This window comes from Bacillus sp. FSL K6-1106 (assembly GCF_038005245.1).
Lineage (GTDB): Bacteria > Bacillota > Bacilli > Bacillales > Bacillaceae > Bacillus > Bacillus altitudinis.
This window is the reverse complement of sequence record NZ_JBBOSV010000001.1, coordinates 738,974-756,458: the sequence shown is the minus strand read 5'-3', so window position 1 is coordinate 756,458 and position 17,485 is coordinate 738,974. Positions and strand designations below refer to the sequence as shown.

Below are 17,485 nucleotides of genomic sequence, written 5' to 3'. Positions count from 1 at the left end.
GCGATGGAAGTATTTCTAAAAGCACGGGAAGGCGATGTGATCAATGAAACTAAGAGCGCACTATACAATGAAAGTGAAATCGATTGGGTCCATTGCTTTTTTCCAAGAAGATTGGATGGAGCTCAAAGAGGCCTTGCTTTTAGCAAAACATATAGACAAAAAAGAACCGCAGTCACTTCTATCATTTGAAGATGAAAAGGGTGCGATGTGGTCGATGAAAGAACTTGAAAAGCTAAACGAAGAACTTAGGCTTGAACCCGATCAGCTTCAGGTCTATTTTGATGCGAGTTTTCGCAAAGAAACAGGTGATGCTGGGCTTGGAATTGTCGTGTATTATCAGCTCGGACAGGATGCATACCGATTAAGGAAGAATCAGCCTTTTCAGAGCACCACGAACAATGAGGGAGAGTATGCGGCTTTATTTGAAGCGGTAAAAGCTTTAAAAGAACTGGGAGCCAGCAGAAACTCTGTAACGATTAGAGGAGATTCTCTTGTTGTGATGAATCAGCTCAAAGGGGAATGGCCTTGTTATGATGATATACATAACAAATGGCTCGACCGAATTGAGGCTGCGATCAAAGAGCTGAAGCTCACGCCAACATATGAAGTCATCGATCGTAAACAAAATGCAGAAGCAGATCAGCTTGCCAGACAGATACTTGCAGACGTCCCTATCGAAAGTAAGTTGAAATTAGAAGCAGACGGAGCTGAATAAAGTGGATAAAAAAACAGCAGTAAAAGAATTAACAGATCTTCAAGACACGTATTGTTCAGATTGCTTGATTAAGAAACACTTTCGTAAAGAATTTGGCAAAAAATACGCCCACTCCTTTTGTATACAGCAATGCACGGTAGGAGAGAAGATCAAACAATACGGGAATGAATTACTCAAAAAATAAGCGTACACTCCGGTTTTCCTCTAGATATATCATGCGTTCGCGAAAAAAAAACGAATAGAATGTGTAAAAAAAGAACATATTCTGAAAAATGAGCCGATATAACTATAGAAAGTTTTGGTTGAGTTACTTTTTGACTAAGTGACGGATAATAGAGGAAAAGGGGAAGGCCGGCATGGATAATAAGGATTTTGAAACGGTATTACATCGGACATTTCAAGAGGTGTACAGTGATCTAGAGCAACTGGTAGATGTAGCAAAGAAGGGAAGACCTTTTCTCGAAAAAGATATCTCTGAAATTGAACAAAGATTAAAGCAAAATATTTTAGCGATTGAAATTCAGCTGAAAATCAAATAAGAGAGGCATACGCCTCTCTTTATTTTGTCGTTTCATCATTGATTGAGTTGATTAGATTTTTGTTACGTTTGCAGCTTGAGGTCCACGATTACCTTCAACGATTTCAAAAGAAACTTCTTGTCCTTCTTCTAGAGATTTGTAACCGTCACCTTCGATAGCTGTGAAGTGAACGAATACGTCGTCTCCGCCTTCAACTTCAATGAAGCCGAAACCTTTTTCATTATTGAACCATTTTACTTTACCGTTTTGCATATTGCTTTTTCCTCCTAGTACTGTAGCACACCTTTCGGCATACTAAAAAAAATTTTTCATCACCTAACGACTTAAGAAGTTGTTAAATGATGGTTCCACTATACACCATCAAAAGTAAAGCGTCAAGCAGGCAAGCCAAATTTTGAGCAGAATGTTTGATTTTTTTGTTTTTTTAGTGAATGACATTTATCTATAAAACGTCCTAATCTCATGAAACCTAACGTATAACTTGTCCGTATATAGTAAAAATACAGAAAGAGGTGCGTCATGAATCGTTACACAATTGAGGAGTTTGTTCAGAATACGCAGCAAGAAGACAAAGGGGAAGGGGTCTTTGAACTTGAAACACCAAGATTGTTAGAAATTAATTTAACGGATACCATTTGGGCAAAAACAGGCTCTATGGTTTCATATCGCGGGAAAATAAAGTTTGAACGTGAAGGTGTGTTTGAACACGGTGTGTCAAAGATGTTCAAAAAAATGTTATCAGGAGAAGGAACTTCTTTGATGAAGGCCACAGGTGATGGGAAATTATATGTAGCAGACCAAGGGAAAAAAATCTCGATTCTTCGATTGGGTCAAGGGGAGTCTATTTTCGTTAATGGAAACGACTTGCTCGCATTTGAACCGTCTGTTCGGTGGGATATTAAATTAATGAAAAAGGTGTCTGGCATGCTTGCAGGCGGATTATTTAATGTCAAACTTGAAGGACCAGGTCTTGTGGCAATCACAAGTCATTACGAACCGCTGACGCTGATTGTTCAGCCAGGTGATTCTGTTTATACAGATCCGAATGCGACGGTCGCATGGTCAGGAGATTTGCAGACTGAATTTGTGACAGATGTATCGTTCAAAACGTTTATTGGCAGGGGAAGCGGAGAGTCCATTCAAATGAAGTTTAGCGGAAGCGGCTTTGTTGTCGTGCAGCCGTTTGAAGAAGTGTATACAACGAATGGGAATCAAGGTTAAAAGAAAAAAGGTGTCCGTCATTGACGGACACCTTTTTATGATAATGCTTGAGCATACGATTTGTTGCTCATGATCAGATCTGATTGTTCGACGATATCTTCTAAAATGGTTTGAGAAGACTGTTTTAAGTGTAATTTTTTGATGTTTTGTTTCATGGATTCTAATTTTTCTTCGTCTTGCAACAAGTTGGTGACAGATTCTAAAATGTCTTCATGTCTGTTGATGACAATGGCAGCACCGTAATCTTCAAAGAAAAGAGCATTTTCTTTTTCTTGTCCTGGAACAGGTTTGTAAAGAATAACTGGGACACCAATTGCTGTTGCTTCTGTTAATGTAATTCCGCCCGGTTTTGTAATCATACAGTCCGTTACTCTGAACAATTCATCAATTTGTTCCACATATCCAAGCGCCTTCAATTGATTTGGGTGTGCTTGTTCAAGTTCGCTAAGCGATTGCTTCAGCGCTGCATTCTTACCGCACACAACAACAATTTGTACTTCACTGTCAAGAAGTAGTGCTTCACACAATTCCTTCACATTTTTTAGTACACCATGGGCACCCGCCATAATGAGAAGGACTTTTTTGTCTGATGATAATCCATATTTTTTATAGATGATCGATTTAGGCACGTCTACTTCAAATTGTGGTCTAATCGGAATGCCTGTTACCTTGACATCGCTTGGATGTGTGCCGATTTCTACTAGCTTTTGTTTCACATAATCGGTTGCAACATAGTATCGGTCAATGTTTTCATGTACCCAAATTTTATGAAGACAAAAGTCTGTCATCACATTAAATGTTGGAATGACTTTACCTGTTTTGTTTCGGTATTCAGGTACAACAATCATCGGGAATGTAATGATGATGATATCCGGATTGTGTAATTGAATTAATTCATCTAGACGCTTATTTCCCATCTTTAAATAAATGTTAAATTTGCGTTTATTGTAAATTTTATCTACACCGTAATAAAACAAGCGATAAAATTGTTTCCCAATGGAGAAGCTCTTTAAATATAAATATTGAGTCACTTCGGACACAATGGGATTTGATTCTTGATACAAATTAGAAACTATCACATGTTCAAACCCTTGGGATTTGCATTCATCATACAGTGTTTTTGCAACCTGCATATGTCCATTTCCATAATTTGCGGTCAAGATTAATATTTTTTTATTGGTATTCAAGAATATTCACCTCAAATGTAATCAACAACAACAAAACTTCGTACGAAACTATAAATCTCATAGGTCTACATATACATAAAGATAACATATAAACAGCGAGAGCATATCATTCGTTACGAAAGAATTAAACTAATTTTAAAAAACAAACAGACTAAATTGATAATGGAAGACAGAGCCATTTGTATTTTAACACATTTTAAGCATTTATCATCAGACTACAGTCTATTTTATTCCCACACATATGGTGTTTCTTGATAAACATAGTAATTAAGCCAATTCATAAACAGCAAAGTAGCATGGGCTTTCCAGCGGTTCACTGGAACTAATGTGTCTCCATCTTCGATGAAATAGTGGACGGGTTTTTTGACTGTATCATGTTTCAACAAATCTCTTTCATATTCCTGCTTCAATGTATCTGTATCGTATTCAGGATGTCCAGTTAAAAATACTTGTTTATCATCATCTGAAACAATTAAACAAACACCAGCTTCCTCAGACGTGCTCAATACTTTTAGATTCGGCGTGTTTTTTATTTGTTCTGTATTAATATCTGTATGCCTAGAATGTGGGACATAGTATACTTCATCGAAACCTCTTACTAATCTTTCTTTTTTCTCTTTGACAAGATGCTCAAAAACACCGAATTTTTTCTCTGGAAGCTTGATTTTTTCAATGCCATAATGGTGATAAAGACCAGCCTGTGCCCCCCAGCATATATGGAGAGTAGACGTCACATTCGTTTTACTCCAGTCCAAAATGTCCTGCAGTTCTTTCCAATAGGAAACTTCTTCGAAAGCTAAATGCTCAATTGGTGCACCTGTAATGATCATGCCATCAAATTTTTTATGGCGAATCGAGTCAAAGGTCGTATAAAATTCATCTAGATGCTCTCTCGATGTATTCTTCGGTGTATGTGTACTTGGAATCAAAAATGTAAAATACACTTGCAAAGGAGAATTTCCGAGCATTCTCAGCAGCTGCGTTTCAGTTTGTATTTTTTTTGGCATTAAATTTAAGATCACGATATTCAAAGGACGGATATCTTGTTTGAATGCCCTTGTCTCATCCATGACGAAAATGTTTTCGCTCTCTAGTATTTGTTTTGCCGGCAGATGAACTGGTATGTTAATAGGCAACTCGCCACCCCCTGAACCAAAGCTAATTTCACTTCATTATAGGAACTTTCTGGCGATATTTCAATGTTTCAATTATGTTACAATGAAAAATAGAGCAAAAAAGAAAGCTGTTTCTGTCAAAAAAGGAGGCCATTAATCATGATCACAAAGCATTTATCAGATATTTACATTGCCCAAAAGGCAAAGCTGAGACCGATTCAAGACATCGCAGCAAAATTACAAATACATGACGAAGAATTAGAATGCTATGGTTTCACAAAAGCGAAAATATCTTTGACTATTTTTGACCGTTTGAAGGAACAAAAAGAAGGAAATGTGATTCTTGTGACTTCGATCAACCCAACGCCAGCAGGTGAGGGGAAGTCCACCGTAACAGTTGGCCTCGGTCAAGCCTTCGAGAAAATTGGGAAAAAAGCGATCATTGCCATGCGTGAACCTTCACTAGGTCCCACAATGGGTATTAAAGGTGGTGCAGCTGGCGGCGGATATTCACAGGTGTTGCCTATGGAAGAAATCAATCTTCATTTCACAGGGGATTTTCATGCGATTACATCTGCACATAACGCTTTATCTGCTTTTATTGATAATCATATCCATCACGGAAATGAGCTTGGGATCGACGCACGCCGAATTGTATGGAAACGAGTGTTAGATTTAAACGATCGTGCTCTAAGACAAGTGGTCGTAGGACTTGGCGGTCAATTAAATGGGTACCCTAGAGAAGATGGATTTGATATTACGGTTGCATCCGAAATGATGGCCATCCTCTGTTTAGCAGACGACTTAAACGATCTAAAAAAACGTCTTTCTTCTATTGTTGTTGCCTACAATCAAGAAGGTGAACCGGTCACAGTTGGAAATCTAGGATATGAAGGCGTATTAACCTTGCTTTTAAAAGATGCGCTGAAACCAAACCTTGTTCAAACGATTGAAGGAACTCCAGCCCTTGTTCATGGTGGTCCTTTTGCCAATATTGCACATGGATGCAATAGTTTAATTGCCACAAAAATGGCGGCAAAACTAGCAGATTACGTCGTAACAGAAGCGGGATTTGGTGCAGACCTCGGCGCGGAAAAATTTCTTCACATCAAAACAAGAGCCGGTGATTTTAAACCAGGCGCTGTTGTCATTGTAGCAACTGTCAGGGCGCTTAAAATGCATGGCGGAATGCAGAAAACAGAGCTCAAGGAAGCAAATGCACAGGCTGTATTAGAAGGTATACATAATTTAGAGAAGCATATTGAAACAGTGCAAGCCTTCGGTCTACCATACATCGTTGCAGTGAACCGTTTTATTACCGATACAAAAGAAGAAATTCAAGCAATAGAAAACTGGTGCGAAACGAATGGACATCCAGTCAAAGCCGTCAATGTATGGGAAGAAGGGGGAGCTGGCGGCGTAGCACTTGCCGAAGAGCTCACGACACTCATTGAAAAGAATGAAAACAGCTTTTCTTATTTATATGAGGAGCAAGATTCCATTGAAGAAAAGTTGTCAAAAGTCGCCAAAGTGGTTTATGGTGCAGACGGCGTCAACCTTACATCAAAAGCAAGAAAGCAGCTAGCTGCAATTGAGAAAAATGGCTGGGCCCATTTGCCTGTTTGTATGGCAAAAACACAATATTCACTATCGGATGATCCGGCTTTAATCGGCAGACCAAAAGGCTTCACCGTTACGATTCGAGAGTTAAAACCATCTGTAGGAGCAGGTTTTATCGTTGCACTAACGGGAAGCATTCTGACCATGCCAGGTCTCCCTAAAAAACCTGCTGCACTTGAGATGGATTTATTAGAAGATGGCAGTGTAACTGGACTCTTTTAGCAGGAAGCATAAAAAGCGATTTTCTAAAAGAAGCATGTTACGATAGGAAAAAGTGAATCCTAGGAGGCTATGAGATGTCAATTTATGATATTCAGGTCAAGACCATTAACGGTCAGGAAAAATCAATGGCAGATTACAAAGGGAAAGTACTGATCATCGTGAACACAGCGAGCAAATGTGGACTGACCCCTCAATTTAAACAATTACAAGAGTTATACGATCAATATCATGAAAAGGGCCTTGAAATTTTAGGATTTCCGTGCAATCAATTTATGAATCAAGAGCCAGAAGGGGAAGAAGCAATTCAAGAATTCTGTTCGTTAAACTATGGTGTGACCTTCCCGATGTTTGCAAAAGTAGATGTCAATGGTGACAATGCGCATCCGCTTTTCAAATACTTAACGAGTCATGCGAAAGGTGTGCTTGGTACAAAAACGGTGAAATGGAATTTTACAAAATTTATCGTTGACCAAAACGGAGAAGTGACTGAACGATTCTCTCCTAAAACATCACCAAAAGAATTAGAAAGCTCCATTATCGCTCTTTTGGAGAAATAAGCATGTATTCGAGTAAGCAGCAAGAACAATTGGAGGCAGCTGCCTCCTTTGTTTCAAAACAGCTAAAGAATGAACCGACTGGACACGATGAAGCTCATATCAATCGTGTTCGCCAGCTTGCCGTCCATATTGCACAACAGGAGGGCGGGTCGCTTTTTGTCATTGAAATGGCAGCGATTGTCCATGATGTAATTGATGACAAGCTGTCTAGTGAATGGAAGCTTTCACCGCATGATCTCAAGCAGCAGCTCCTTTTGTGGGAAGTGGACACGCGAGATATTCGCTATATCATGGATATCATTACAACAATGTCTTTTCGTCACCGGCATATGAAGCATAAGCCAGTGACATTAGAAGGGGCCATTGTTCAAGATGCAGATCGACTGGATGCGATAGGTGCAACTGGGATTGCAAGGGTGTTTACATATGCCGGTGCAAAAGGGGAGCCTCACTATACAGAGGGTGCTCACCAAGGCACAGTACTTTTGCATATGCAAGAAAAGCTGCTTCAATTAAAAGACTTGATGAACACACGTGCTGGAAAGCAGCTGGCTCATGATCGACATGAGTTTATGTGTCTATTTATTAAGACATGGAAAGAAGAATGCGGCCTTACAGATGAGTAGGGTCTTTATGTGTGTAAGGAGGATGTATAGATGAAAATAACTGCCATAGAACCAACGCCAAGCCCGAATACAATGAAAGTCATTTTGACAGAAGCGCTTGCAGGCGGTAAAAGCAATAACTACAAAAAAGATCAAAAAGACGAAGCGCCAGAGATGATCAAGCGCATTTTAACCATTGAAGGTGTAAAAGGTGTTTACCATGTAGCCGATTTCTTAGCGGTTGAGCGCAATGCGAAATTTGACTGGCAAGGTATTTTACAGCAAGTCAGAGAAGCCTTTGGACAAGAAACAGAAGGTCTTCAGGGAGAATCGCAGTCAGGTGATGACACATTTGGAGAAGTCAAAGTGTTTGTTCAAATGTTTAATGGGATTCCGATGCAGGTGAAGCTGACAGACGGTGAAAGAGAAGAACGATTTGGAATGCCTGAACGTTTCCAGGCAGCGATTTTAAAGCTAAGAAGCAGTTCAGATAATGTTGTATTTGAACGTGTGTGGAAAGAACATGGCGTACGTTTTGGAGAATTTGCTGATATCGGTCAAGAAGTCACAGAAGAGCTGCAAGCTGCATATGACGACGAGCGTTTATCCCGTTTAACAGAGGCAGTGAAGGAAGGTCAAGAGGCTGTAGATAAACAAGTGAACCGAAAAGCATATGATGTGACAGAAGAGATGCTGCGCGATGAAGATTGGAAGAAACGTTTTGCTCATTTAGAGCAAATGCAGCCAGAGAAAAAGGATATACCTGTTTTAATGAAAGCGATGGAGGATCCAAAAACATCGATTCGCAGACAAGCTGTAGTGAATGCTGGCATGATTGAAGATCCAGCCATTTTGCCTATTTTGTATAAAGGGCTTGAAGATAAAACAGTGACAGTTAGAAGAACTGCAGGAGATTGTATTTCGGATCTTGGTGATCCTAGTGCGATTGAAGCGATGATCCAAGCCTTAAAGGACCCAAGTAAGCTTGTCCGCTGGCGTGCGGCCATGTTCCTTTATGAAGAAGGTGACGAAACAGCACTTGAAGCTTTAAAAGAAGCGGAGCAGGACCCTGAATTTGAAGTCAGTCTTCAAGTGAAAATGGCCATCGAACGAATTGAGCACGGAGAAGAAGCAAAAGGCTCTGTGTGGAAGCAAATGACAGAAAGTAGAAAAAATGCATCAGAATCATAAGAAAAACGAGCAGGCTGCCAATAAAAGGCAGCTTGTTTTCTGAAAATGGCTTTTTTATTGGCAGAAAAATTTTTTTAGAAAAATTATTTTGAATATTGTTGAAATATGTTGAAATATGAGAAAAAACTCTATATAGTAGTACCAATATAGAATATTGGAGGTCAGATTTTATGACACAATCCTTGCTGAGCACTTGCTTCAGCAGAGAAATCAGTCACTATCTATTATAGGTGGCTAAATAAACAGAAAATTTGTAAAATAAAATGAACTCAAAATCATACAGTCAACAAGACTAGTAGTATAGGAGGCTTTTTAAACAGATGGCAGAACTTCGCAGTAATATGATTAAACAAGGAATTGACAGAGCACCTCACCGAAGCTTACTAAGAGCAGCTGGGGTAAAAGATGAGGATTTTGGCAAACCGTTTATTGCCGTATGTAATTCCTATATTGATATTGTCCCAGGGCATGTCCATCTTCAGGAATTCGGAAAAATTGTGAAAGAAGCCATTCGTGAAGCTGGCGGTGTTCCATTTGAATTCAATACAATTGGGGTAGATGATGGTATTGCGATGGGGCATATTGGGATGAGATATTCATTGCCAAGCCGTGAAATCATTGCTGATTCAGTAGAGACGGTGGTGTCGGCACACTGGTTTGATGGCATGGTTTGTATTCCTAACTGTGATAAAATCACGCCAGGTATGATGATGGCTGCCATGCGTGTGAATATCCCAACTGTATTTGTCAGTGGTGGACCGATGGAAGCTGGTAGAACAAGTGATGGCAGAAAAATTTCTCTTTCTTCTGTCTTTGAAGGCGTAGGCGCATACCAATCAGGGAAAATTAATGAAGAGGAATTAAACGAATTAGAGCAATTTGGCTGTCCAACATGCGGATCTTGCTCTGGTATGTTTACAGCAAACTCAATGAACTGTTTAGCAGAGGCGCTAGGGATTGCTCTTCCTGGAAATGGAACCATTTTGGCGACTTCACCAGAACGAAGAGAATTTGCGAAGAAGTCAGCAAAACAATTGATGGAGCTGATCAAAAAAGACATTAAACCACGTGATATTGTCACCGAAAAAGCGATTGATAACGCATTTGCTTTAGATATGGCACTTGGTGGTTCAACAAATACAGTTCTTCATACATTGGCGATTGCAAATGAAGCAGGCGTTGAATATTCACTTGAACGCATCAATGAAGTCGCAGAACGTGTGCCTCATTTATCGAAACTTGCTCCAGCTTCAGATGTTTATATTGAAGATTTACATGAAGCAGGCGGAGTGACCGCTGCACTAAATGAATTGTCCAAAAAAGAGGGGGCTCTTCATTTAGATACCATGACCGTCACAGCGAAAACGTTAGGCGAGAACATCGCAGGGCATGAGGTAAAAGATTATAACGTCATTTATCCAATTGACAAGCCATTTACTGAAAAGGGCGGTTTAGCCGTTTTATTTGGAAACCTTGCGCCAGATGGAGCGATCATTAAAACAGGCGGTGTACAAGACGGCATTACGCGTCATGAAGGACCTGCGATCGTATTTGAATCCCAAGAGGAAGCACTTGAAGGAATCATTAATCGAAAAGTAGAAGCAGGACATGTTGTCATTATTCGTTATGAAGGACCTAAAGGCGGTCCAGGCATGCCTGAAATGCTTGCACCAACTTCACAAATTGTTGGAATGGGACTTGGTCCAAAGGTTGCTTTAATTACAGACGGACGATTCTCCGGTGCTTCTCGCGGATTGTCTATTGGACACGTTTCTCCAGAGGCAGCAGAAGGCGGCCCGCTTGCCTTTGTTGAAAATGGTGATCATGTCGTTGTTGATATCGAAAAACGCATTTTAAGTGTAGATGTCCCGGAAGAAGAATGGGAAAAAAGAAAAGCAAACTGGAAAGGCTTTGAGCCAAAAGTAAAAACAGGTTACCTTGCCAGATACTCAAAACTTGTGACATCAGCCAATACAGGCGGAATCATGAAAATTTAATGTGAAATTGAACATTTGAAAATTGGCTCTCTCTATAGTATCCTTTATTCACAACATAAGGATTATAGAGGGGGCTTTTTTATGTCAATGGCATATGAAGAATATATGCGTCAGCTCGTCGTACCAATGCGCCAAGAACTGACAAGTGCAGGGTTTCAAGAATTGACAACTGAAGAAGAAGTAGAAAAAACGATGCAGGAAGCAGAAGGAACAACATTTGTTGTCGTCAATTCCGTATGCGGATGTGCTGCCGGTTTAGCACGCCCTGCTGCTACTCAAGCTGTCATGAAAGCAGAAAAAGCACCAGATCGAATGGTGACGGTCTTTGCTGGTCAGGACCGGGAAGCTACGGCTAAAATGAGAGAATACTTCACAGGTGAGGAGCCATCTTCTCCATCTATGGCACTTTTAAAAGGAAATGAACTCGTTCACTTTATCCCGCGTGACGAAATTGAAGGTCATGAAATGGAAGATATTATGAAGAACGTCTTATCTGCATTTGAAAAACATTGCTAATACAAATGTTGAAATGTCCTGTGATCCATCAGGGCATTTTTTCTTGATTATGATGGAGGAACGTCATGCTCATTACAACAAGCTTTAGAGCAAATGAACAAACAATTGAAACGGCAAAGGCCCTCGCAAAGGACTTGCATGGTGAGTATATCGAGCGGCGTAAACAATCTGTCAAACAGCTTGCGATCAAGCGGGGGGATGTACTCGTTGTTGGGAAAGAACGATTTGAATGGTATCAGCCAAATGGTGAAAAGTTCTTTTTCCATCCAAGCTCAGCGATGTTTAGGGTGAAGCGGGTTCTGCGAGGGGAAAAAGATCCATTAATAGAAGCAGCACAATTAAAGCCGGGCGATTCCTTTTTAGATTGTACGCTTGGCTTAGGATCTGATGCGATTACCGCAAGCTGCGCTACAGGAGCCAATGGAAAAGTGGCCGGTATTGAAAAAAATCCGATGACGGCATTGCTTGTTCGAGAAGGACTCAGCACATGGGAAACGGGTGTGAAAGAGGCAGACGAAGCGATGAAACGGATATCTGTCATCAGCGGGGATAGTATTGAGCAGTTAAAGAAGCTCCCTGATCGATCCTATGATATCGTCTATTTTGACCCAATGTTTGAAGAAACCATACAAGAGTCTGCTAGTATGATGCCGCTTCGTCATGCAGCTGAGCATCATTTTGACCATGAAACCGCTGTGAAAGAAGCAATGAGAGTGGCTAGAAAAAGAGTGGTTTTAAAAGATCATTGGAAAAGCACACGATTTACCACTGATTCCTATCAATTTCAGGTGATGAAACGTAAAACCGCCCAATTCCATTACGGATATATCTCAATAGAAGAAGACAAATCAACAAAACTTTAATCACTCTTAACAATTAAAAAAGCCCTATTTCAGGGCTTTTAATCGGTGATCTCCATATAGACAAAATAAAATAACGTCAGCAAGGAAGCTGTGATGAAAAACCCTTCAAGCATATCCATTCCTCCCAAATTTTAGTCGTCGTTACTGTCATTGTAAACGTTTTATCATGAAAAAGAAAGTCTCAACTCAATGACCAAATTGAATGACTGAAAATTCATTATATGCTAGAATAGCAGTATGATAACTTATGGAAGGAATTAGATATCATGAAAATGTGGATGAGAAAAACGCTCGTTGCACTCTTTACGATTGCGACTTTTGGTTTAATCTCTCCTCCATCAGCTTTGATGACAGACAAGCCATCTGAACTTTCTTCATCTGATAAATCACCTTATACAGCAGTTTATGATACATCAGATGATACGCGCAGCTGGGAATTATCGCAAGAAGACAACAAAGAGCGGGTAGACCCCTTTGAGCAATATAAGCAAGAGGTTCTATCAAGTGCAGAAAACCAATCCTTTCTCAAATTTGGTCGTAAAATCACACCTGTCATTGAGGACGAGTATAGAGAAGAGATTCAACCAAAAATTGAACAAGTGTTAACCGACTTTTTAACAAATTTCAAAGATGACGAAAAATTTCAAGATGTTGTTTTAACTGATCAGCCTTCAAGCGGAAATGGGGAAAAAATCTTCCACATTTATAATAGAAAGACTGGAGAAGATTTGCTTCGTTTTCATGTCAGGAGAGATCAGCCGCCTCACAGCGGATATTGGTTTAACTTTCACTACCATACAGCAGAAGATGGATTCCAGACGCATCATGAACTCGGTAATATTTACTGGGATAAAAACACCCCGCCGAGCTGGATGAGCCACTAGAAGGAGATGTCATGCCAATTGAAAAAGTATACAATGAACGAAATGGTTCGCATTACAAAACAGATGTTAAACGAGCGTGGAGTGAAAATAGAAGATATTGCACACATTGTGCTGAAACTCCAAGAGAAATACAACCCAAATCTTCCACTTAGTGTCTGCATTGAAAATGTTGAAAAAGTGCTGAATAAAAGGGAAATTGTCCACGCAGTTTTGACAGGACTTGCTCTTGATCAGCTGGCAGAAAAAAAGCTTTTGCCAGAACCTTTGCAGCATTTAGTTGAAACAGATGAACCGCTATATGGAATTGATGAGATTATTCCGCTTTCCATTGTCAATGTATATGGATCAATCGGTTTGACCAACTTCGGTTATCTAGACAAAGAGAAATTTGGTATTATTAGAGAATTAGATGAAGGTCGTCCTGGTGAAGTACACACCTTCCTTGATGACCTTGTCGCTGCGCTTGCCGCTGCAGCAGCAAGTCGCATAGCTCACTCTCACCAAGATATTAAGGACGAAGAGCAGGATCGAGTGAATCAAGCATAAAAAGAAAAACATGTCTGCTCATCTTGCAGACATGTTTTTTTGGTTTCAACAAAAGCAGAAATAAGGTAAACTACAACAAGAACATAAATAAAGGATGAAAAAAATGAAACAATACAAAGAGTTATGCCGTCATGTATTACAGCACGGGGATGAAAAAGGTGACAGAACAGGAACAGGCACTATCAGCACGTTCGGTTACCAAATGAGATTTGATTTACAGGAAGGGTTTCCTTTATTAACAACAAAGAAATTACACCTGAAATCAATCATTCATGAGTTACTGTGGTTTTTAAAAGGTGATACAAATGTCAAATATCTTCAAGAAAATGGCGTCCGTATTTGGAATGAATGGGCAGATGAAAATGGAGAGCTAGGGCGTGTGTATGGTGCGCAGTGGAGATCATGGGCGAGTGGAGACGGAGAGACAGTAGATCAGATCAGCAAGCTGATCCATGATATTGAGAATCATCCTAATTCGAGAAGATTGATTGTCAGTGCGTGGAATCCAGGAGAAATTGATCAGATGGCGCTGCCTCCTTGTCATTGCTTGTTTCAATTTTACGTATCAAACGGTAAATTATCGTGCCAGCTCTATCAACGTTCGGCAGATATCTTTTTAGGTGTGCCTTTCAATATTGCTTCGTATGCACTTCTAACGATGATGATTGCCAAAGTGACAAACCTTGAGCCAGGAGAGTTTATTCATACGCTAGGAGATGCTCATATTTATCAAAATCATCTTCCGCAGGTCAAAATGCAGTTAGAGCGTGAGGAGCGCACACTTCCGCAGCTTCGCATCACTAGAGATGTCAAAAGTATTTTTGATTTTACGTTTGATGATTTTGTGCTCGAGAACTATGATCCACATCCGCATATTAAAGGAGAAGTCAGTGTATGATTTCCATGATAGTGGCGACAGGAAAAGACAGAGTCATTGGCAAAGATAATCAAATGCCTTGGCATTTACCCGCTGATTTAGCGTATTTTAAAAAAGTCACAAGTGGCCATACCATTGTCATGGGCAGAAAAACGTTTGAATCAATTGGACGAGCACTGCCTAACCGCCGGAATATCGTGTTGACCACAAGTTCTTCTTTTCAAGCTGAAGGATGCGAGGTGGTCCATTCAATCGATGATATTTTAACCATTGCGAAGACCGAGGAAGAATTATTGATCATTGGCGGGTCTAAGCTGTATGAGGAAATGATGCCATACGCAGATCGTCTATATATCACGCACATTCATCATTCATTTGAAGGCGACCGTTTCTTCCCTTATTACGATGAAGAGAATTGGACGGTTGTATCACGTGAAAAAGGCCATCGTGACGAAAAGAACCCCTACAATTATGAATTTGTCGTCTATGACAGAAAAGAAGGATAAGTGAGTAGGAGGAGTACGGTTGTTTCGTTATTGGTTTTTAACGATTTATGTTGTTGTATCCTTTTTTAAAAGTATAAGGCATTTGTATGATCATGAATTAACGGATCCACGCATTTCCTATACGAAACGAATGCATCTCATCCATGAGCATGCAAAAAGGTTTGCCAGAGGGTGTATTGATCAATCAGGGTCGGTCATGACCATTCATCAGCAAAAAAAGCTGCCAGATGGTCCTGTTATTTATGTCACAGAAGCACATCATCCAGTGACGACGACATTGCTGATTGGTCACTTAGAGAAGCCATTTGCTTTTATGGCAAAACCGCATCTGTTTCGCTATCCCATCTTAAAACAATGGTTGAAGAAGATGGCGGTGATCAAGCAGAATGAATCTGATGAGGCGTTATTAGAAGAAGCAAGAGAAAGAGTTCTATCTGGCCAGAGTCTGTTGCTTTCTGAACAGTATCGTGTCATGGCAGAAACGCTTGCTGAAGAATGTAACTGCTCACTTGTTCCGGTTGAAACAAGCGGCACAGACCGTCTTTTAACAGGGAAGATCGTCAAAAGACTTCGTCCAGTTAATGTCGATATCCATATCAAAGCACCGGTCAAGATGAGTGATTACGCACAAAAGCGCGCATAGAAAAAACCAGCATCCGAATGTGGATGCTGGTTTTTTGATCATGCTGGGATGTTGACGCAATAAAATAGAATGCAGAAGAACATGGATGCACTTCCTCCGAGAACAAAGCTGTGCCAAATCGCATGATGATAGGGAATTTTCCGCCAAATATAAAAGATCGTTCCGACTGAATACAAAATACCGCCTAATAGTAAGAGGCTGAATCCAGCTCCTGTTAATTGAATGTACAGAGGTTTAATTGCGATGATAATCATCCAGCCCATTAATAAATAAACAAGGGTGGATACAATGATAAACCGTTTGACGAAAAAGATTTTAAAAACGATACCCCCTGCAGCAAGCGCCCATACGATTGCAAGAAGAGTATAGCCAAGTGCGCCTTTTAATGGGCCAAGCAAAAATGGCGTATATGTACCAGCAATCAATACATAAATCGCAGAGTGGTCAAGGATTTCAAATACATCTTTTGTTTTTTTGTGCCGAATACTATGAAGCAAAGTAGAGCTTAAATAAAGCAGCAGCATCGACGCGCCAAATATCGAAAAGCTAATAATGTCAGTGACAGTGCCGTATTGAACAGCGAATAAAACGAGAAAAACAATGGCGGGAATGGATAAAATGACGCCAATGCCATGTGTAATTGCGTTGGCGATTTCTTCTTTTACAGTAAACAATGGATGTCCTCCTTTATTGAACCGGTATATAACCATCAAGCGACTTCAGAAATGAGAGACCTTCAAGTGTAATCTTCGTTCCAGCTCTGCCTTTCCCTTTTGTCACATAGGCTTTTTTCTCAAGATCATCTAATCGACTCCTGACTTGCTGAGGGGTCAGCGGGATGTCGCCTTGTTTGCTTAACTCAGACAAGATACGTCTGCTGGCTGCTTCTCCTTTTTCATTTAGAGACTTAATGGCTTCGAGTAAGAAAACAAATTCTTGTTTCTCCATAAGCGTGAGCTGGTGTTCTTCTTTTTTTCCTTTACCAGCTGTTTGTTGAGGTAATAATACAAAAGGTGGCAAGTGATGCAAGAAAACTGTTTGCCCTTCGAGAATCGCGGCTGCATAATGAACGATATTTTTGAGCTCCTGGACATTCCCTTCAAACGAATATTGCTGTAAGACTTCCCACACACTTGAGTCGATGTCAGGCGTCATGTTCAGTTCTTGAAAGAAAGCAGCGGTTAAAATAGGAATATCTGTTTTTCGATCTTCTAAAGGCGGGAGAGGGATATGAAGCACATTGAGCCGATAAAACAGCTCAGGTAAAAAACTGGACGAAACGCTCATCGCCTCTAATGATAAAGACGAAGAAGCAATGATTTTTGTTGCAGGAGAATCTTCGAGAAAACGAATGACCTGATGCTGCATAGGAATACTGAGTGCGCTGACTTCGTCTAAATAAAGCACATGATTTGCCGCATGAGTAAATGCTTCCTGCAAAGTCACTTCATCTACAATGGGGCAATAGATATATTTCATCGAAGCCTGCGCAGCAAATGAATGGGCCATTTCTTGTGCAAAGCGTGATTTGCCTGTTCCAATTTCACCTGTGATCAACACAGGCTGATCGTTTTTCGTGAATTGTTTTGCCAAATGAATGGCGTGTTTTATATCTTGGTGTTCTCCATATATATTAGCAAACGGATGTGTGGTCATCGAGCGATTCCTTTCTTTTGGTTCT

At 40.2% G+C, this 17,485-nt stretch carries 21 protein-coding genes; 16 read left to right on the top strand and 5 right to left on the bottom strand.

Annotated elements, in window-relative coordinates:
* Positions 1 to 43 precede the first annotated feature (43 nt).
* The 3 genes from MHI20_RS03830 to MHI20_RS03820 all read left to right on the top strand — a co-directional run bounded on the left by MHI20_RS03830 (position 44) and on the right by MHI20_RS03820 (position 1,254).
* The gene (locus MHI20_RS03830; RefSeq protein ID WP_340936808.1) at positions 44 to 715 is read left to right on the top strand and encodes a ribonuclease H family protein; all 672 of its coding nucleotides are present in this window, start codon (positions 44 to 46) and stop codon (positions 713 to 715) included.
* A gap of 1 nt (position 716) precedes the next feature.
* Positions 717 to 899: a zinc-finger domain-containing protein gene (locus MHI20_RS03825; RefSeq protein ID WP_008346366.1), complete on the top strand. Its 183-nt coding sequence runs from the start codon at positions 717 to 719 to the stop codon at positions 897 to 899.
* A 172-nt stretch (positions 900 to 1,071) separates the two neighbouring features.
* On the top strand, positions 1,072 to 1,254 hold the full coding sequence (locus MHI20_RS03820; protein WP_008346368.1) for a hypothetical protein: 183 nt from the start codon (positions 1,072 to 1,074) through the stop codon (positions 1,252 to 1,254).
* A 51-nt stretch (positions 1,255 to 1,305) separates the two neighbouring features.
* Here the strand turns inward: MHI20_RS03820 and cspD are convergent, their stop codons facing one another.
* Positions 1,306 to 1,506 carry a cold-shock protein CspD gene (gene cspD, locus MHI20_RS03815; RefSeq protein WP_003215784.1) on the bottom strand — a complete coding sequence of 67 codons (201 nt, stop codon included), beginning with the start codon at positions 1,504 to 1,506 and terminating at the stop codon, positions 1,306 to 1,308.
* 267 nt (positions 1,507 to 1,773) lie between these two features.
* On the opposite strand from cspD, the gene MHI20_RS03810 reads away from it, so the two are divergent.
* Positions 1,774 to 2,475: an AIM24 family protein gene (locus tag MHI20_RS03810; protein ID WP_216894589.1), complete on the top strand. Its 702-nt coding sequence runs from the start codon at positions 1,774 to 1,776 to the stop codon at positions 2,473 to 2,475.
* Positions 2,476 to 2,510: 35 nt separating this feature from the next.
* On the opposite strand, the gene MHI20_RS03805 is transcribed toward MHI20_RS03810, so the two are convergent.
* Positions 2,511 to 3,662, bottom strand: coding sequence for a diglucosyl diacylglycerol synthase (locus MHI20_RS03805; RefSeq protein WP_007500831.1), 1,152 nt, complete (start codon positions 3,660 to 3,662; stop codon positions 2,511 to 2,513).
* A gap of 227 nt (positions 3,663 to 3,889) precedes the next feature.
* The gene (metA, locus tag MHI20_RS03800) at positions 3,890 to 4,798 is read right to left on the bottom strand and encodes a homoserine O-acetyltransferase MetA (RefSeq protein ID WP_024718548.1); all 909 of its coding nucleotides are present in this window, start codon (positions 4,796 to 4,798) and stop codon (positions 3,890 to 3,892) included.
* A 138-nt stretch (positions 4,799 to 4,936) separates the two neighbouring features.
* On the opposite strand from metA, the gene MHI20_RS03795 reads away from it, so the two are divergent.
* The 12 genes from MHI20_RS03795 (at position 4,937) to MHI20_RS03740 (ending at position 15,804) form a co-directional block, all read left to right on the top strand.
* Complete coding sequence (locus MHI20_RS03795; RefSeq protein ID WP_340936802.1) at positions 4,937 to 6,619, top strand: formate--tetrahydrofolate ligase; 1,683 nt, start codon at positions 4,937 to 4,939, stop codon at positions 6,617 to 6,619.
* A 74-nt stretch (positions 6,620 to 6,693) separates the two neighbouring features.
* Positions 6,694 to 7,176 carry a glutathione peroxidase gene (locus MHI20_RS03790; protein ID WP_340936800.1) on the top strand — a complete coding sequence of 161 codons (483 nt, stop codon included), beginning with the start codon at positions 6,694 to 6,696 and terminating at the stop codon, positions 7,174 to 7,176.
* A gap of 2 nt (positions 7,177 to 7,178) precedes the next feature.
* Positions 7,179 to 7,802: an HD domain-containing protein gene (locus tag MHI20_RS03785; RefSeq protein ID WP_340936798.1), complete on the top strand. Its 624-nt coding sequence runs from the start codon at positions 7,179 to 7,181 to the stop codon at positions 7,800 to 7,802.
* A 30-nt stretch (positions 7,803 to 7,832) separates the two neighbouring features.
* A complete protein-coding gene (locus MHI20_RS03780) occupies positions 7,833 to 8,972 on the top strand; it encodes a conserved virulence factor C family protein (protein WP_017367471.1) in 1,140 nt (379 codons plus the stop codon).
* A 320-nt stretch (positions 8,973 to 9,292) separates the two neighbouring features.
* Positions 9,293 to 10,969, top strand: coding sequence for a dihydroxy-acid dehydratase (ilvD, locus tag MHI20_RS03775; RefSeq protein ID WP_007500822.1), 1,677 nt, complete (start codon positions 9,293 to 9,295; stop codon positions 10,967 to 10,969).
* Between the two features lie 81 nt (positions 10,970 to 11,050).
* The gene (locus tag MHI20_RS03770; protein ID WP_008346384.1) at positions 11,051 to 11,485 is read left to right on the top strand and encodes a BrxA/BrxB family bacilliredoxin; all 435 of its coding nucleotides are present in this window, start codon (positions 11,051 to 11,053) and stop codon (positions 11,483 to 11,485) included.
* 65 nt (positions 11,486 to 11,550) lie between these two features.
* The gene (locus tag MHI20_RS03765; RefSeq protein ID WP_017367470.1) at positions 11,551 to 12,348 is read left to right on the top strand and encodes a class I SAM-dependent methyltransferase; all 798 of its coding nucleotides are present in this window, start codon (positions 11,551 to 11,553) and stop codon (positions 12,346 to 12,348) included.
* Between the two features lie 266 nt (positions 12,349 to 12,614).
* Positions 12,615 to 13,232 carry a YpjP family protein gene (locus MHI20_RS03760; protein ID WP_024718552.1) on the top strand — a complete coding sequence of 206 codons (618 nt, stop codon included), beginning with the start codon at positions 12,615 to 12,617 and terminating at the stop codon, positions 13,230 to 13,232.
* Positions 13,233 to 13,250: 18 nt separating this feature from the next.
* The gene (locus MHI20_RS03755; protein ID WP_008346387.1) at positions 13,251 to 13,778 is read left to right on the top strand and encodes a phosphatidylglycerophosphatase A family protein; all 528 of its coding nucleotides are present in this window, start codon (positions 13,251 to 13,253) and stop codon (positions 13,776 to 13,778) included.
* Positions 13,779 to 13,881: 103 nt separating this feature from the next.
* Positions 13,882 to 14,676 carry a thymidylate synthase gene (locus MHI20_RS03750; RefSeq protein WP_017367468.1) on the top strand — a complete coding sequence of 265 codons (795 nt, stop codon included), beginning with the start codon at positions 13,882 to 13,884 and terminating at the stop codon, positions 14,674 to 14,676.
* Positions 14,673 to 15,161, top strand: coding sequence for a type 3 dihydrofolate reductase (gene folA, locus MHI20_RS03745; protein ID WP_024718553.1), 489 nt, complete (start codon positions 14,673 to 14,675; stop codon positions 15,159 to 15,161). The genes MHI20_RS03750 and folA overlap by 4 nt, the downstream gene beginning before the upstream one ends.
* Before the next feature lie 19 nt (positions 15,162 to 15,180).
* Positions 15,181 to 15,804, top strand: a complete 624-nt coding sequence (locus MHI20_RS03740; RefSeq protein WP_024718554.1) for a lysophospholipid acyltransferase family protein — start codon at positions 15,181 to 15,183, stop codon at positions 15,802 to 15,804.
* Positions 15,805 to 15,842: 38 nt separating this feature from the next.
* Here the strand turns inward: MHI20_RS03740 and trhA are convergent, their stop codons facing one another.
* Positions 15,843 to 16,478: a PAQR family membrane homeostasis protein TrhA gene (gene trhA / locus MHI20_RS03735; RefSeq protein WP_008346394.1), complete on the bottom strand. Its 636-nt coding sequence runs from the start codon at positions 16,476 to 16,478 to the stop codon at positions 15,843 to 15,845.
* A gap of 13 nt (positions 16,479 to 16,491) precedes the next feature.
* Positions 16,492 to 17,460, bottom strand: a complete 969-nt coding sequence (locus MHI20_RS03730) for a sigma 54-interacting transcriptional regulator (RefSeq protein WP_024718555.1) — start codon at positions 17,458 to 17,460, stop codon at positions 16,492 to 16,494.
* Positions 17,461 to 17,485 lie beyond the last annotated feature (25 nt).

What these genes read in the sequence shown, in the direction of transcription:
- MHI20_RS03760 (WP_024718552.1), top strand. Translation starts at nt 12,615, where the DNA reads ATGAAAATGTGGATGAGAAAAACGCTCGTTGCACTCTTTACGATTGCG.
- MHI20_RS03730 (WP_024718555.1), bottom strand. Translation starts at nt 17,460, where the DNA reads ATGACCACACATCCGTTTGCTAATATATATGGAGAACACCAAGATATA.
- cspD (WP_003215784.1), bottom strand. Translation starts at nt 1,506, where the DNA reads ATGCAAAACGGTAAAGTAAAATGGTTCAATAATGAAAAAGGTTTCGGC.
- ilvD (WP_007500822.1), top strand. Translation starts at nt 9,293, where the DNA reads ATGGCAGAACTTCGCAGTAATATGATTAAACAAGGAATTGACAGAGCA.
- MHI20_RS03765 (WP_017367470.1), top strand. Translation starts at nt 11,551, where the DNA reads ATGCTCATTACAACAAGCTTTAGAGCAAATGAACAAACAATTGAAACG.
- MHI20_RS03780 (WP_017367471.1), top strand. Translation starts at nt 7,833, where the DNA reads ATGAAAATAACTGCCATAGAACCAACGCCAAGCCCGAATACAATGAAA.
- MHI20_RS03830 (WP_340936808.1), top strand. Translation starts at nt 44, where the DNA reads ATGAAACTAAGAGCGCACTATACAATGAAAGTGAAATCGATTGGGTCC.
- folA (WP_024718553.1), top strand. Translation starts at nt 14,673, where the DNA reads ATGATTTCCATGATAGTGGCGACAGGAAAAGACAGAGTCATTGGCAAA.
- MHI20_RS03770 (WP_008346384.1), top strand. Translation starts at nt 11,051, where the DNA reads ATGTCAATGGCATATGAAGAATATATGCGTCAGCTCGTCGTACCAATG.
- MHI20_RS03795 (WP_340936802.1), top strand. Translation starts at nt 4,937, where the DNA reads ATGATCACAAAGCATTTATCAGATATTTACATTGCCCAAAAGGCAAAG.
- MHI20_RS03790 (WP_340936800.1), top strand. Translation starts at nt 6,694, where the DNA reads ATGTCAATTTATGATATTCAGGTCAAGACCATTAACGGTCAGGAAAAA.
- MHI20_RS03820 (WP_008346368.1), top strand. Translation starts at nt 1,072, where the DNA reads ATGGATAATAAGGATTTTGAAACGGTATTACATCGGACATTTCAAGAG.
- MHI20_RS03810 (WP_216894589.1), top strand. Translation starts at nt 1,774, where the DNA reads ATGAATCGTTACACAATTGAGGAGTTTGTTCAGAATACGCAGCAAGAA.
- MHI20_RS03750 (WP_017367468.1), top strand. Translation starts at nt 13,882, where the DNA reads ATGAAACAATACAAAGAGTTATGCCGTCATGTATTACAGCACGGGGAT.
- MHI20_RS03785 (WP_340936798.1), top strand. Translation starts at nt 7,179, where the DNA reads ATGTATTCGAGTAAGCAGCAAGAACAATTGGAGGCAGCTGCCTCCTTT.